We start from the raw sequence: 13732 nt of genomic DNA, 5'->3' as shown, positions 1-13732 counted from the left end.
CGCCCGCTTGGGCGAAACCGGCGTACCAGTTGGCCAAACTCGCCGGAAGTTCGGCTGGCCACATTCACTGTTCTGAAACAGCCTCACCGGTCATGATGCGCGCGTGCACGTGCTCACCCGGCCCGTCGGCCGCCACATCGCCCCGGAACTGGTGTTCCGGCGGCTGGTGGCGCGCGCCAGCGAACTGGGACTGCCGCCGCCCGCCGCGCTGACCGGCGACTGGTTTGACTCGCGGGCGGTGCTGCTGCCCTCGGTGCAGGTCAATCCGGTGGTGGACGGGGTGGCGGAAACGGTGCCCTGCCTGCAGCCCACGGTGACCGGGCCGGTGCCGCCGGGCACGGTCGGCGGTGGCTGGTTCGGCTACCTCGGTTACGGGCTCACCGATCCAGGGACCTGGACCCAGCCGCGTGGACTGGCCAACGCGGTGTGGGGCTGGGCCGATCACGTGCTCCGGCTGGACCACAATGGACAGTGGTGGTTCGAGGCGCTGGTCCCGGACAACCGGGACGAACCCGTTGCGCTGGCGGCGGAACTGGCCGAACTGGTGGCCGCGCGCGGTGAGCCCGCGCCGCGGCCGTGGCGGGCCGGACCGTTGCGCCGGGCCTCGGCGAGCAGGCACCAGGCCGCGGTGGCGGACTGCGTGGACAACATCGCGGCCGGGGAGATCTTCCAGGCCAATGTGTGCACCCAGTTCACCGCCGAGTTCGAGGGCGAGCCTGCGGAGTTGTTCGCCGAGGGGGTGGCCCGGCTGAACCCGGCCCGCGCGGCCTTCGTCGCCGGGGACTGGGGCGCGGTGGTGTCCTTCTCCCCCGAGCTGTTCCTGGCCCGGCACGGCCGCACCGTGCGGTCCAGTCCGATCAAGGGCACGCTGCCCCGCCGCGGTCCGGAGGACGAGGGCAACGCGGCCCGGCTGCGCCGCTCCGCCAAGGATGTGGCGGAGAACGTGATGATCGTGGACCTGGTGCGCAACGACCTGGGCCGGGTCTGTGTGCCGGGTTCGGTGACCGTGCCGGAACTGCTGGTGGTGCGGCCCGCGCCGGGGGTGTGGCACCTGGTGTCCACCGTGCAGGGCGAGCTGCGGCCGGAGGTGGACGACGCGGTGCTGCTGGCGGCGACCTTCCCGCCCGGCTCGGTCACCGGCGCGCCCAAGGTGCGCGCGCTGGAGATCATCGCCGATCTGGAGGACCAGCCGCGGCAGGTCTACTGCGGCGCGCTCGGCCTGGCCTCGCCGGTGGCCGGGATGGAGCTGAACGTGGCCATCCGGACCCTGGAGATCCAGGGCGGCGAGCTGCGGCTGGGCGTGGGCGGCGGGATCACCGCGGACTCGGATCCGCGGGCGGAGTGGCAGGAGTGCCTGGCCAAGGCGGCGCCGCTGGAGCGGTTGCTGGCCAGCGGCGCGGCCGTGCCCTGCCAGGTCAACCAGCGGGCTCGCTGAGCACCAGCGCGGCCAGTTCCTCGGCCAGCTGCGGGGTGGCGGCCGCGATGCCGGACCAGCGGCGGGTCAGGTCCACGTCCAGTTCCAGCGGACGGCCCCTGGCGTCGATCACCACGCCGCCCGCGGCGGGCACGGTGACCATGGCCGCGGCCAGGTCCATGATCCGGTGGGTGTCCGAGCCGGGGTCCACATAGGCGTCCACCGAGCCCTCGGCGACCAGCGCGCACTCCAGCGCGGTGGTGCCCAGCACCCGCACCCGGGACGCCCTGGCGGCCACCCTGGACCAGGTGGCCTGGTTGTTCTTGGGGCGTTGCAGGCAGAGCTGCGCGCCGTCCAGGGCGGTGCGGCCGGTGGTGCGGTAGGCGGTGGGCTCGCCGGTGCGCGCGTACCAGCTGTGGCCGGTGTCGAACCAGCAGGTCAGCGCTTCCAGGGGCTGGCCGTCCAGGGCGAGCACGCCGGCGAAGCAGCTCAGCGGGACGCCCGCGGCGGAGTTGCCGGTGCCGTCCACCGGGTCGACCACCAGGGTCAGCGCGGAGCCGTGGTCCAGGAACCCGGCCTCCTCGCTGAGCAGGTTGACCCCGTTGCGGGCGGCGGCCTCGGCGATGGCGTTCTCCACCAGGTCGTCCACCCGCTGGGTCGGCGTGCCGTCCGCACCCATCCGGACGACCTCGCTCAGTTCCTCGCGGTCGAAGCGGTGCCGGGCGGCGCGCAGCGCGGTGGCCGCGGCGCGGGCGGCCTCGGCCAGCGCGTTGTGCACCGCGTCGGGCAGCTCGGGCTCGGGCACCGGCCAGGTGATGCGCCGCGGGCTGGTCAGCTCGACATCGGTCACTGCTGGCTCCTTCTCCGGGCGGGCATCTCCACTAGTTCGTACCCCGGGACTGGCGCGTGGCAAGCGTCAGGCGCACAATGAACGAAAGAATAGATCGTTCATTGATTCACAGGAGAGGTTGTGCCTGCCCCCTTCGACGAGCGGGACCGGGCCCGGATCAGGGCGGAGTTGCTGGCCAGCGGCCGGGAGCTGTTCGTGGCGCAGGGACTGCGCAAGACCTCCCTCGCGGAGCTGACCGCATCGGCCGGGATCGCCAAGACCAGTTTCTACGCCTTCTTCGCGGCCAAGGAGTCCCTCTACTGCGAGCTGATGCTCGCGAACGCGCCCGCGATCCGGTCCCGGCTGCTGTCCACCCTGGACGGTGAGCCGCGAGCGGCGATCGGGGCGTTCCTGCGCGCGGTGCTGGCGGTGCTGGACGAGGATCCGTTGTACCGCAGGCTGATCACGCATCCGGCCGAGCTGGCCGCGGTGACCGCGCGGCTCTCGCCGGAGCGGGCCGCGGAGTTGCACGAGCAGGCGATGCTGCCGATCGGGGAGTTCCTGGCCCGCACCGGACTGACCGGCCGGCGGCCGGAGGTGGTGCTCGGCCTGTTGCGCGCGGTGCTGCTGCTTCCGTTGCACCGCACCGAGTTCGGCGCGGTCTACGACGAGGTGACGGAGCAGCTGATCGAGTTCGTGGCGACCGGGCTGACCCGGTGAAGGACGTCGAGGCGGGCGAGCTGCCCGGCGGATTCCCTTACCTGGCAGTGGGTTCCGGGCGGCCGCTGGTGTATCTGCCGGGCTTCACGCCCGAGCACGTGAACCCGGCCGGGCTGCCCGCGCGGATGGCCATCCGGTCGGTGCGGCCACTGGCCGAGGGCGGCTGGCGGGTGCACCTGGTCAACCGCCGGCCGGGGCTGCGGCGCGGGATGTCGATGGCCGAGATCGCGGCCGAGCACGCGGCGGCGATCACCGCGCGGTTCGGTGAACCCGTTGCGCTGGTGGGACATTCCACCGGCGGCACAGTGGCATTGCAGCTCACCGCTGATCATCCGGCGGTGGTATCCCGGGTGGTGCTGGCCTCGACCGCGTACACGCTGGGGCCGGTGGCGCGGAAGGCGCAGTGGGCGATGGCGCACCGGCTGGCCGAGCGCAGACCCGGCTACCACCTGCTGGCCGACGGCTTCACCAGGAATCCGGTGCTGCTGCGGGTGTTGCGCGGGCTGATGTGGACGGTCGGCAACTTCGGGCCGTGGCCGTTGAACCCGGTGGACATGCTCGCGATGATCGAGGCCGAGGACCGGGTCGACCTGCGCGCGCGGCTGCCGGAGATCGCCACTCCGGCGCTGGTGGTGGCCGGGGCGCGGGACTACTTCTGGACGCCGGAGCTGTTCACCGAGACCGCGGACCTGCTGCCGAACGGGCGGCTGGTGCTCTACCCGGACGCCGGGCACGCGGTGAACGTGAGCCGCCGGTTCTACCGGGACGCGCTGGCCTTCCTCGCGGAGGGCAACGCGTCCCGGTAGAGCGGGAAGTCAGAGGCTCTGGACGTCGGCCTGCTTGGCGCGGACGGCCTCGGCGGCCTCCTTGAGCGCGGCCAGCTCGGTGTCGGTCAGCTCGGTCTCGACGACCTTCTTGATGCCGCCCTTGCCCAGCTCGGCGGTGACGCCGAGGTAGACGCCCGCGATGCCGAACTCGCCGTCAACCCAGGCGCAGACCGGCATGACCGCGCCGGAGTCCTCCTGCACGGCCTTGGCCATGCGGGCGGCGGCGGCGGACGGCGCGTAGTAGGCCGAGCCGGTCTTGAGTAGCGCGACGACCTCGGCGCCACCGTTGCGGGTCCGGGTGACCAGCTCCTCGATCTTGTCGGCGGGCAGCAGCTCGGCGAGCGGCTTGCCGTTGACCGAGCAGGCCGAGGGCACCGGCACCATGGTGTCGCCGTGCGAGCCCAGGGTCAGCGTCTTGACCGAGCCGACCGGCACGGCCAGGGTCTCGGCGACGAAGTTGGTGAAGCGCGCGGTGTCGAGCATGCCGGCCTGGCCGATGACCCGGTTCTTCGGGAACTGGGTGGCGAGCTGGGCCAGCGCGGTCATCTCGTCCAGCGGGTTGGAGACGACGATCACCACGGCCTCGGGGGCGTGCTTGGCGACGTTCTCCGCGACCTGGCGGACGATCTTGGCGTTGGTCTCGATCAGGTCCATCCGGCTCATGCCGGGCTTGCGCGGCAGACCGGCGGTGATCACCACGATGTCCGAACCCGCGATGGCCTCGTAGCCACTGCCGTCGCGACCGGTGGTCTGGCCGACGACCTTGGTCTCGAAGCCCTCGACCGGGCGGGACTGGTTCAGGTCCAGCGCCAGGCCCTCGGCCTTGCCGTCGATGATGTCGGTCAGCACGACGGTGTCGAAGATGTCGTACTCGGCCAGCCGCTGCGCCGTGGTGGAGCCGTAGAAACCGGCGCCGATTACGGCGACCTTGCCGGAGCGTGCCACTGGGGAAGTCCTTCCGATCCGCATGTTCTTCCATGGGGTGGGTCCACGGACGCGCTGCGAAAAGACCGGTAAGGCCTCCGGCGGCGGTCACAACCGCGGGACCGCATCACCGGGCTGTGCGCCCGGCTCCCGGAGGTTACCAACACCGGTGGGAGCCGGAGTTCTCCGGTGAGCAGCGTCTCTCGTCAGGGGCCGATGGTCATGGCCACATATGTGATCATCGTCGCGAAGCCGCCGTAGGTGAGCACGTCGATCGGCCTGCTCCGGATGGCCAGCAACAGACAGACCTCCGGCGGCAGCGCGGCCCGGAACACCGCGGCCAGGAACAGCCCGCCGGCCAGCGTCACCGTGCCGCGTTTCCAGTGGTACATCAGGATCAGCACGAACCCGAAGATCACCATGGCCATCACCACCAGGAACGGCACCACCCGCAGCCAGCCGGGCCGCTGGTCCTGGCTGGACGGCACGTCCCTGGCGGGCGGCAGGCCGGCGGTCACGCTCATCCCGCCGCTCGCTCGGCCGCCTCGACCACGTTGCTGACCAGCAGCGCCCTGGTCATCGGGCCGACCCCGCCGGGGTTGGGCGAGAAGAATCCGGCGATCTCGCGCACGTCGGGGTGCACGTCACCGGACACACCGCTGTCGGTGCGGCTCACGCCCACGTCCAGCACGGCCGCGCCGGGCTTGACCATGTCCGGCGTGATCAGCGCGGGCACACCGGCCGCGGCGATCACGATGTCGGCCCGGCGGACCTCGGCGGCCAGGTCCTTGGTGCCGGTGTGGCACAGGGTGACCGTGGCGTTCTCCGACTTGCGGGTCAGCAGCAGGCCCATGGACCGGCCCACGGTGATGCCGCGGCCGACCACGACCACGTGCGCCCCGTTGATCGGCACCTCGTACTGGCGCAGCAGCCGGATGATGCCGTGCGGGGTGCAGGGCAGCGGCGCCTCCTTGCCCAGCACCAGGCGGCCCAGGTTGACCGGGTGCAGGCCGTCGGCGTCCTTGGCCGGGTCGATCCGCTCCAGGATCGCGTTCGCGTCGATGTGCTTGGGCAGCGGCAGTTGCACGATGTAGGCGGTGCAGTCCGGGTCCGCGTTCAGCTCGTCGATCACCTTGGCCAGTTCGTCCTGGGTGATCTCGGCCGGCAGGTCGCGGCGGATCGAGTTGATCCCCAGCTGCGCGCAGTCCTTGTGCTTGGAGCGCACGTACATCGCCGATCCCGGGTCGTCACCGACCAGCACGGTGCCCAGGCCGGGCACGATGCCCCGCTCACGCAGTGCGTCCACCCGCGGCCGCAGCTGCTCGAAGATGGCGTTCTTGGTCGCCTTGCCGTCCAGGATCGTTGCCGTCACGACCTCAATAATCCCATGTCACGTGGTGCTGGGTTGCTCGACCCGGTCCAGCCAGATCTCCCGCCAGAACGGGACGAACTCGCGCGGGCAGTTGCCGTTGTAGAGCCCGAGGCAGATCACGCCCTCCAGCACGATGCACGGGTTGCCCAGGTGCAGCATCCGGCCGGTGCGCTCGTCGATGCAGCGGTCCACGCTGGCCAGCACCCTGGCGGTGCGACCGCAGAAGTGCGCCATCTCCTCGTCGAAGCTCATGCCGCGGTTGCGCAGGTTGTCGTCCAGGGTGGCCTCGATCTCCGCCCTGGACCGGATCCGCACCAGCTCGCCCGGTTGCAGGTTGAGCTTGACGCTGGGGGTCTTGCCCGGCTGGCCCGCGTTGAGGAAGCCCCAGTCGCGGCCGCCCTTGAACAGCACCTTGGCCGGCAGGCGTTTACGGGTCTCCACCTGGATCCGGTTGAACACCCCGACCAGCAGGCCGCGCAGGGCCAGCAGCGGGCCGACGTTGCCGGTGCGCACATCGGTGAGGTACTGGCCGAGGCTGAGCACCGGCATGCAGATCGGCGCGGCCCGCAGCAGTTCGGTGGCCTGGCAGGAGTAGCGGGCCTCGCCGTCGGGGTCCGCGCCCTTGGTGGTGGCGTTGACCAGCAGCGGCAGATTCGGTGTGCCCGCCGGTTCGGGCCTGCGGAGGTTGAGCTGACCGGGTTCGATCCGGCGCAGCCAGTCCTCCTTCCAGTACAGCGAGCAGGCGGTCTGGCAGCCGCCGTGCGCGGAGCCGTCGCAGCGCGCGCCGGTCAGGTGCACCGCGCGGGCCATCCGGCGTAGTCCGGTCTGGGTGATCGAGTCGCACAGCTTGTGGGCCACCTTGTGCACGGTCATCCGCTGCCCGCAGTAACGGAGCATCTCCGGCATGAACGGCAGCTCCTCCAGTTCGCCGCGTTCGTCCAGTGTCGCCAGAATCTCTTGCGCGCCAAGGACTTCGACCACGTCACCGACCTTCAGGCTCATGTCTCCGTGGTCCCACACCGCGACCCCGGGCGGCAACGCACCGTAACCGGTTTGTGACTCAATCGCGCTTGGGGAGCGCGGCCACGCCGACCGCGAGCAGGGTCAGCAGGGTGCCGGTGACGGTCGGCCAGGACAGGTGCGTGTCCGCGGCCGGGAGGAGCAGGTCCAGGGCGAGCGCGCCGAGCAGTTGCCCGGCCACCGAGCCGAGGCCGAGCAGCAGCACGCCGGTGACCCGGACCAGTGCGGCCGCCCCGGCGATGAAGGCCACGCCGACCACACCGCCGAGGTAGAGCACCGGGTCGCCGGGCAGTTCAGCGGGCAGGCCCGCGGTGGCGAAGTGGATCAGGCCGAGCACCAGCAGCGCGGCGGTGCCGGCCAGGAAGTTGACCAGCGCGGCCGGCAACGCGGCCCCCGCGACCTCTTTGACCTGGCCGTTCTGCGCCTGCTGCCAGGCCATGCCGATCCCGGCCAGCAGCGGCAGCACGGCCAGCGCCAGTGTGCCCGGGTTGCCCAGCCGTTCGGACACCGCGACCAGCACTGCGGCCACCGCGAGCAGCGCGCCGGTGATCCGGGTCGCGGTCAGCGGTTGCGGACCGGCCGGTCCCAGGCCCGCACGGTCCACCGCCAGGCTGCTCAGCGCTTGTCCGGCCACCACCGCCACGGTGAACACCGCGACGCCGAGCGAGGCCACCGCCACGCCCTGGGAGAACACCAGCAGCGCGCCGCACAGGCCGCCCAGGGTCTGCCACCAGCGCAACTGACCGGTGCGCAGGGCCTGGCCGACCCGGCGGGTGGCCCGGCGGCTGCCGGGCAGCACCAGGATCAGCGCGAGCACCAGCAGCAGCCCGCTGCCGAAGGAGATCAGCGCGGCGCCGATGCCGTCGTGCATCCGCCTGCCGAGTTCGCCGTTGAGCCGGGACTGCAGCACGATCAGCACGCCGATGCCGGCCGCGCCGAGCAGCCCGAGCAGCTTGGCGCGCGGGCTGACCTGGGGCGCGGTGGTCCGGGGCGGTGCGACGGTGGTCATCACGCCCAGCCCAGCACAAGTTGGTGGCCAGGTCATCCCATGTTTGCTCACACCGCGTCGGACGCCTCGGATTCGCGCTGGTCAGCCGCTGGGGTTGTGCGCCGGACCACAGTGACCGACCAGGCCATCATCGCGGTGGCGAAGACCATCACGACCGCGGCGCCCCCGGCCGCGGCGGCCGGGCCGAAGCGGTCCAGCAGCCAGCCGGCCAGCGGGGCGGCCAGTGCGCCGCCAGTGGTGGTGAAGCTGGCCATCCAGCCGACCGCCTCGGCGGCGCGGCCCTCCGGGGCCAGGTCGCCGATGCGCTGGTTGCCCGCGGAGATGGTGGGCGCGATGGCCAGGCCGCCGATGGCCAGGATCAGGCCGATCAGCACCGGCGAGGTCGGGTCCAGCACCGGTGGCAGCACCGGGATCAGCGCGGCCATGCCGACCCCGACCAGCGCCGTGCGCAGCGCGGGCCGCGGCTGCCCGCGCAGTCCGCCCGCGATCAGACCGCCCGCCAGCGAGCCCACCGCCCACACCGCGATCAGCGCACCGGCCACCGTGGGCATGTTCAGTTCCCGGCCCAGCGCCACGATGGCCAGGTCGACCATGGTGAAGGCCATCACCAGGAACAGCGAGGCGCCCAGCGTCAGGGCGAGGCCGGGCGTGACCAGCACCGAGCGCCGCCGGGTCCCGGCGGGCAGGGCGGGCCGCGGCGCGGGCTGGTCCATCCCGGCCTGCCGCAGCACCACGGCGAAGGCCAGGTTGGCGCTGAGCGCGACCACCGCGATCAGTCCGAGTGCCCAGTGCGGGCCGAGCGCGCCGACCGCGAAGGCGGTGAGCACCGGGCCGAGCATGAAGGTCAGCTCGAACAGGGTGGCCTCCGCGCCATAGGCGGCCGTGCGCGCCTGGCTGTCCTCGATCCTGGTGAACGCGCCGCGCACCACCTGGGTGGCCGGCGGCATGCTCAGCCCGGCGAGGAAGGCGATGACCGGTGCGGCGTACCAGGCCGCGGCGGGCAGCACGACCAGCACGGCCAGCCCGGTGACGTAGCAGAGCACGGTGATCACGATCAGCCGCGGCGCCGAGGTCCGGTCGGCCATCCGGCCGCGCCACGGCCCGGACACCCCGTTGCCCACGGTCAGCGCGCCCATCACCAGACCGGCCAGCGCGTAGGAGTCGGTCCACTCGACCACCAGGAAGGTCAGTGCGATCGAGGTGCCGGTGTAGTGCATGCGGGCGAGCACGGACCAGACCAGCAACGAGGCCAGGTGGGGGACGGCGAGCAGTTGCCGGTAGGGACGGAGCACCAGCCCAGTGTGGCCAGGGGGTCCGACATTTCGCGCTCGATTTTTCTCAGGGCTTACGGCGGGTGGAGATCAGCGCGGACAGGGTGGCGATCAGCGCGGCCACCGCCGCGCCGCCTGCCGCGGCGGCCGGGCCGACGGTGTCCAGCAGCCAGCCGGCGAACGGGGCGGCCAGCGCGGTGCCGGTGGTGGTGAAGCTGGCCAGCCAGCCGAACGCCTCGGCGGCCCGGTCGGCCGGGGCGAGTTCGCCGATGCGCTGGTTGGCCGCGGCCACGGTGGGCGAGATGGCCAGCCCGCCGATCGCGAGCAGGGTGCCGATCAGCATCGGCGAGGCGGTGCTCAGCGGCGGCAGCGCGGGCACCAGGATGGCCACCCCCGCGGTGAGCAGGGCCATCCGCAGCACGTACCGGGGTGTGCCGGAGCGGCCGCCGGCGACCAGTCCGCCGATCATCGAGCCGATCGCCCAGACCGAGACCAGCGCGCCGGCCACCGCGGGCAGCGCCAGTTCCCGGCCCACCGCGATGATCACCAGGTTCACGCTGGAGAAGCCCATCATCAGCAGCATCGCCGCGACCAGCGCCGGGGTCAGCCCCGGCACCGCCAGCACCGAGCCACTGGTCACCGCGGTCCCGGCCGCCTTGGGCGCAGGCTCGCCGAGGCCGGCCCGGCGTAGCGCGGCGGCGAAGGAGAGCACGCTGGCCAGTGCCAGTGCGGCGATCAGCCCGACCGCCGCGCGTGGCCCGGCCAGGCCGACGGTCAGCGCGGCCAGCAGCGGACCGCTCATCACGGCCAGCTCGAACAGGGTGGCCTCGGCGGCGAACACCGCCGAGCGAGTGTTCCCGTCGGCGAGCCGGGTGTAGGCGGCGCGGGCGACCGGGCCGACCGGCGGCGTGCTCAGGCCGATCAGCAGCGCGAGCACCGGGGCGGCAGGCCAGGCCCAGCCGGGCAGGCAGAGCATGGCGATCATGCCCGCGGCGTAGAGCAGGCAGGTGGTGGTGAGCAGCCGGGGCGCGGACCGGCGGTCGGCCAGCCTGCCCCGCCACGGCCCGGACACCCCGTTGCCGAGGGTGAGCGCGCCGATGACCAGTCCGGCCAACGCGTAGGAGTCGGTCCAGGACACCACCAGGAAGGTCAGCGCGAGCGAGGCGCCGGTGGCGTGCACCCGGCCGAGCACGGACAGGAACAGGATCGGTCCCAGGTGCGGGACCCGGAGTAACTCGCGGTAGGGCTTGAGCATCGGGTCAGTCCACGACCAGGCCGTGCGCGGCGGCGAAGGCGACCGCGGTGCCCAGGTCCACCCGCGCGCCGAGCAGCTGGGCCTGCACCAGGGCGTGCGCGTCCAGCCGGGCCTCGCGCAGATCGGCCTCGCCGAGCTTGGCGCCCTGCATCCGGGCGCCCATCAGGTCCGCGCCGGTCAGGTCGGCGTGCCGCAGGTCGGCCTCGACCAGGTTGGCCTCGCGGAACCGGATCCCGCGCAGGGTCAGTCTGCGCAGGTCCGCGCCGCCGAGCGCGGTCAGCGAGAGGTCGGTCTCGCGCAGGGTCCACGGCCGCAGCCGACAGCGCTCGAAGCTGGAGCCGACCAGCGAGCAGTTGTCCATTGTGGACTCACTGAGCACCGTGCCGCGGAAGGTGCAGCTGCGGAAGGCACTCGCGGTGTGCTTGGACTCGCCGAGGTCGGTGCCGGCGAAGAGGCAGTCGGTGAAGGTGCAGTTCGCGGTGACCAGCCCGCGCAGATCCGCATCGGTGAAATCGCAGGCGACGAAGTGCCGCCCGGTCCAGCTCTGCCTGCCCAGCACCGCGTCCGCGTAGCTCTCGCCGGTGATCGTCTCGGTCACGCCTGCCCCCAGTGGATGGTGTCGAAGATCGCGCGCAGCCGCGCCGCCCGTGCCGGATGGGTGGCCCCGACCCAGCCGATCCGGCCCAGCAGGTGCGCGCGGAAGTCGGGGTGCCCGGCGTGATTCTGCGCTGCCGGCGCGGTCCGGGCGCAGTTGTGCAGCACCGCCCGCAGCCGCTCGTAGTCCGTCCTGGACACCGCGGGCCGCACGTTGACCACCAGCCCCGCCAGCCGCTGCCGCTGGTGCGCCGCCGCGATCCGGGTCTTGCCGGGGTGCAGCCGGAACCCCTCGTCCAGCGCGATCCGCCGCACCCCGGCGCGCAGCCGGTCCACCGGCAGGTCACCGGAGAAGGCCAGGTCGTCGGCGTAACGGGTGTAGGTCGCGCCGATCCGCCCGGCCAGCCCGGCCAGGCGGCGGTCCAGCCGCGCGGCCAGCGCGTTGGCGATGGCCGGCGAGGAAGGCGCGCCTTGCGGCAGGTGCGGGACGGCCAGCCGATGGCGCTCGGGGCCCGCGGGTGCGGCGCGCAGGACCTCGGGCGGGGTGGCGGTGGTGAGCAGGCCGGTGAGGGCGACGGCGAGGTTGCCCGGGTAGCCGAGGTGGCGGAAGTAGGCGCGCAACCGGGCGGCGGTGATCGAGGTGAAGAACCCGGCCAGGTCGAACCGGGCGACCAGGAGCTGCCCGGCGTGCGGGGCGGCGAAGGTGGCGGCGGAGCGGCCGGGGCGGAAACCGTGCGCGGCCTCGTGCACCGGCAGGCGGCTCAGCAGCAGGCGGGTGAGCCTGCGCTGGATCTCGGCGAGGCGGGGTTTGGGGACTTCGAGCGGGCGGCGGCCGAGCCAGTGGTGCCGGTAGTGGCGCAGGGGTGTTGCGGCACGGCGGTTCCAGGTGCGGGCGTCGGCGAACCAGTCGAGTTCGCCGGGAGTCAGGCGCAGGGCTGCGGCCAGGTCGGCCGGGGTCTCCCAGCGCGGGACCTCGGCGCGCCAGCGTGGGCGCGGCGGGACTGGGGGCTCGGCCTGGCGGGGCAGCTCGGCGAGCAGGCGGGCCAGGGCCTCGGGCGGGCCGAAGAACGGGCTCGGGCTGAGGTCGAGCAGGCGGGCGGCCAGGGCCTCGGGGTCGGGGTTGGGCGCGGTGTGCAGCGGGACCTCGGCCAGCCGGGCGGCCAGGGCGGCACGGGTCCAGGCACCGGCGAGCGCGGCCTGCGCGATGCCCAGCAGGTCGGGTGCGGTCATCGGACGCGCCCTGGGGTGTGCGGCGGGGCGGGGCGACCTCTGCCATCGTGAGCCGCGTGGGGCCTGCACGCGGAGCGTACCGAGCCACGCGGGGCGCACTGACCAGCTAAAACACTGCTCCCCGGGGTAACCCCGGAGGGAAGGGCGAGCACTGGGCCACCCCTCGTCTCGCTCCCGCCCCGCCGCACCCCGGTGACGCTAGCCGCTACCCCCGACAGGCGGTGCGGTGCTCCCCCTCGGCTCCAGCCTGGGCAGCTCGTCCTGCACGTCCTGCGCGGGCAGTCCGCCGACCAGTCCGAGCAACCGCCGGGCGGCGCGGGCGCCGAAGGCCGCGGTGTCCCGGACCAGCGCGGTGAGCTGGGGGTGGGTCAGGCGGCAGAGCGCGGAGTCGTCCCAGGCGACGATGGACAGCTCGGCGGGCACTCGCACGCCGAGTTTGCTGGCCTCGCTCATGCCGGCCACCGCCATCACGTCGTTGTCGTAGATGACCGCGGTGGGGCGCTCGGGCGCGGTGAGCAGCCTGCGGGTGGCCCCGGCGCCGGCTTCGACGCTGTAGTCGGTGGCCAGCGAGGGTTCCGCGGTCAGGCCGTGCCGTTGCATGGCCTGTTGGAAGGAGCGGACCCGGCGTTCGGTGTGGATCAGTCTGGGCAGGCCGGCGATGTGCGCGATCCGGCGGTGGCCCAGGCCGACCAGGTGATCGACGATGGCGCCCATCGCGGCCGCGTCGTCCACCCAGATGCTGGGCGTGCCACCGGGGCACGGGCCTCCTATCACCAGCGCGGGCACCCCGAGTTTGGCCAGCAGCGCCGGGCGCGGGTCGACCAGCCGGGGGTCCACCACGAGCAGTCCGGCCACCCGGCGTTCGGCCCACCAGCGGCGGTACAGCTCGCATTCGGCGGAAAGGTCCTCGACCACCTGGAAGAGCAACGCGGTGGAACTGCGGGCCAGTGCGGTCTGAATTCCGGAGACCAGCTGCAGGAAGAATGGCTCGACACCCAGGGTGGCGGCCGGCCGGGCGAACACCAGGCCGACCACGTCGGTCTTGGCCGCGGACAGCGCGCGGGCCGCGCTGTTCGGCCGCCAGTCCAGATCCTCGGCCACCTTCAGGATTCGCTGGCGAGTCTGCTCGGACACGCCGGGCCGGTTGTTGAGCGCGAACGAGACCGCGCTCTCCGAGACCCCCGCGGCTCGGGCGATGTCCCTGATGGTGACCCGTCTGGCGGCTGCCTCCACCGGGTGTGCACCTCCCGAAGTAAAGCGGTTTATC

At 72.9% G+C, this 13732-nt stretch carries 14 protein-coding genes; 3 read left to right on the top strand and 11 right to left on the bottom strand.

The window, feature by feature from the left end; genetic code table 11:
- Window positions 1-103: 103 nt before the first annotated feature.
- Window positions 104-1435 carry an aminodeoxychorismate synthase component I gene (locus tag MZC64_RS04000; protein ID WP_308300953.1) on the top strand — a complete coding sequence of 444 codons (1332 nt, stop codon included), beginning with the start codon at window positions 104-106 and terminating at the stop codon, window positions 1433-1435.
- Here MZC64_RS04000 and MZC64_RS03995 read toward each other — a convergent pair.
- Window positions 1416-2264 (bottom strand): inositol monophosphatase family protein, encoded by an 849-nt coding sequence (locus tag MZC64_RS03995; RefSeq protein WP_247755684.1) that lies wholly within the window; start codon window positions 2262-2264, stop codon window positions 1416-1418. The genes MZC64_RS04000 and MZC64_RS03995 overlap by 20 nt on opposite strands.
- A gap of 120 nt (window positions 2265-2384) precedes the next feature.
- On the opposite strand from MZC64_RS03995, the gene MZC64_RS03990 reads away from it, so the two are divergent.
- Window positions 2385-2963 (top strand): TetR/AcrR family transcriptional regulator, encoded by a 579-nt coding sequence (locus tag MZC64_RS03990; RefSeq protein ID WP_247755683.1) that lies wholly within the window; start codon window positions 2385-2387, stop codon window positions 2961-2963.
- Window positions 2960-3769 (top strand): alpha/beta fold hydrolase, encoded by an 810-nt coding sequence (locus tag MZC64_RS03985; RefSeq protein ID WP_247755682.1) that lies wholly within the window; start codon window positions 2960-2962, stop codon window positions 3767-3769. Before MZC64_RS03990 ends, MZC64_RS03985 begins: the two co-directional genes overlap by 4 nt.
- A 9-nt stretch (window positions 3770-3778) precedes the next feature.
- Here MZC64_RS03985 and mdh read toward each other — a convergent pair whose 3' ends face one another.
- The 10 genes from mdh to MZC64_RS03935 all read right to left on the bottom strand — a co-directional run bounded on the left by mdh (window position 3779) and on the right by MZC64_RS03935 (window position 13698).
- A complete protein-coding gene (gene mdh, locus MZC64_RS03980) occupies window positions 3779-4735 on the bottom strand; it encodes a malate dehydrogenase (protein ID WP_247755681.1) in 957 nt (318 codons plus the stop codon).
- Between the two features lie 185 nt (window positions 4736-4920).
- Window positions 4921-5238, bottom strand: a complete 318-nt coding sequence (locus tag MZC64_RS03975; RefSeq protein ID WP_247755680.1) for a DUF3017 domain-containing protein — start codon at window positions 5236-5238, stop codon at window positions 4921-4923.
- On the bottom strand, window positions 5235-6086 hold the full coding sequence (locus MZC64_RS03970) for a bifunctional methylenetetrahydrofolate dehydrogenase/methenyltetrahydrofolate cyclohydrolase (protein WP_185000219.1): 852 nt from the start codon (window positions 6084-6086) through the stop codon (window positions 5235-5237). The genes MZC64_RS03975 and MZC64_RS03970 overlap by 4 nt, the downstream gene beginning before the upstream one ends.
- An 18-nt stretch (window positions 6087-6104) precedes the next feature.
- Window positions 6105-7088 carry a hypothetical protein gene (locus MZC64_RS03965; protein ID WP_247755679.1) on the bottom strand — a complete coding sequence of 328 codons (984 nt, stop codon included), beginning with the start codon at window positions 7086-7088 and terminating at the stop codon, window positions 6105-6107.
- A gap of 58 nt (window positions 7089-7146) precedes the next feature.
- Window positions 7147-8115 carry a DMT family transporter gene (locus MZC64_RS03960; protein ID WP_247755678.1) on the bottom strand — a complete coding sequence of 323 codons (969 nt, stop codon included), beginning with the start codon at window positions 8113-8115 and terminating at the stop codon, window positions 7147-7149.
- A gap of 47 nt (window positions 8116-8162) precedes the next feature.
- Window positions 8163-9407 carry an MFS transporter gene (locus MZC64_RS03955; protein WP_247755677.1) on the bottom strand — a complete coding sequence of 415 codons (1245 nt, stop codon included), beginning with the start codon at window positions 9405-9407 and terminating at the stop codon, window positions 8163-8165.
- Between the two features lie 46 nt (window positions 9408-9453).
- Window positions 9454-10641, bottom strand: a complete 1188-nt coding sequence (locus MZC64_RS03950; protein ID WP_247755676.1) for an MFS transporter — start codon at window positions 10639-10641, stop codon at window positions 9454-9456.
- A gap of 4 nt (window positions 10642-10645) precedes the next feature.
- Window positions 10646-11239, bottom strand: a complete 594-nt coding sequence (locus MZC64_RS03945) for a pentapeptide repeat-containing protein (RefSeq protein ID WP_247755675.1) — start codon at window positions 11237-11239, stop codon at window positions 10646-10648.
- Window positions 11236-12465: a reverse transcriptase family protein gene (locus tag MZC64_RS03940; protein ID WP_247755674.1), complete on the bottom strand. Its 1230-nt coding sequence runs from the start codon at window positions 12463-12465 to the stop codon at window positions 11236-11238. Before MZC64_RS03940 ends, MZC64_RS03945 begins: the two co-directional genes overlap by 4 nt.
- Window positions 12466-12663: 198 nt before the next feature.
- Window positions 12664-13698 (bottom strand): LacI family DNA-binding transcriptional regulator, encoded by a 1035-nt coding sequence (locus MZC64_RS03935; protein ID WP_247755673.1) that lies wholly within the window; start codon window positions 13696-13698, stop codon window positions 12664-12666.
- Between the last annotated feature and the right edge of the window lie 34 nt (window positions 13699-13732).

It is taken from the genome of Crossiella sp. S99.2 (assembly GCF_023094165.1).
GTDB lineage: Bacteria > Actinomycetota > Actinomycetes > Mycobacteriales > Pseudonocardiaceae > Crossiella.
Note: the sequence above shows the minus strand (reverse complement) of the source record. Positions and strands in the feature narration are given on the sequence as shown.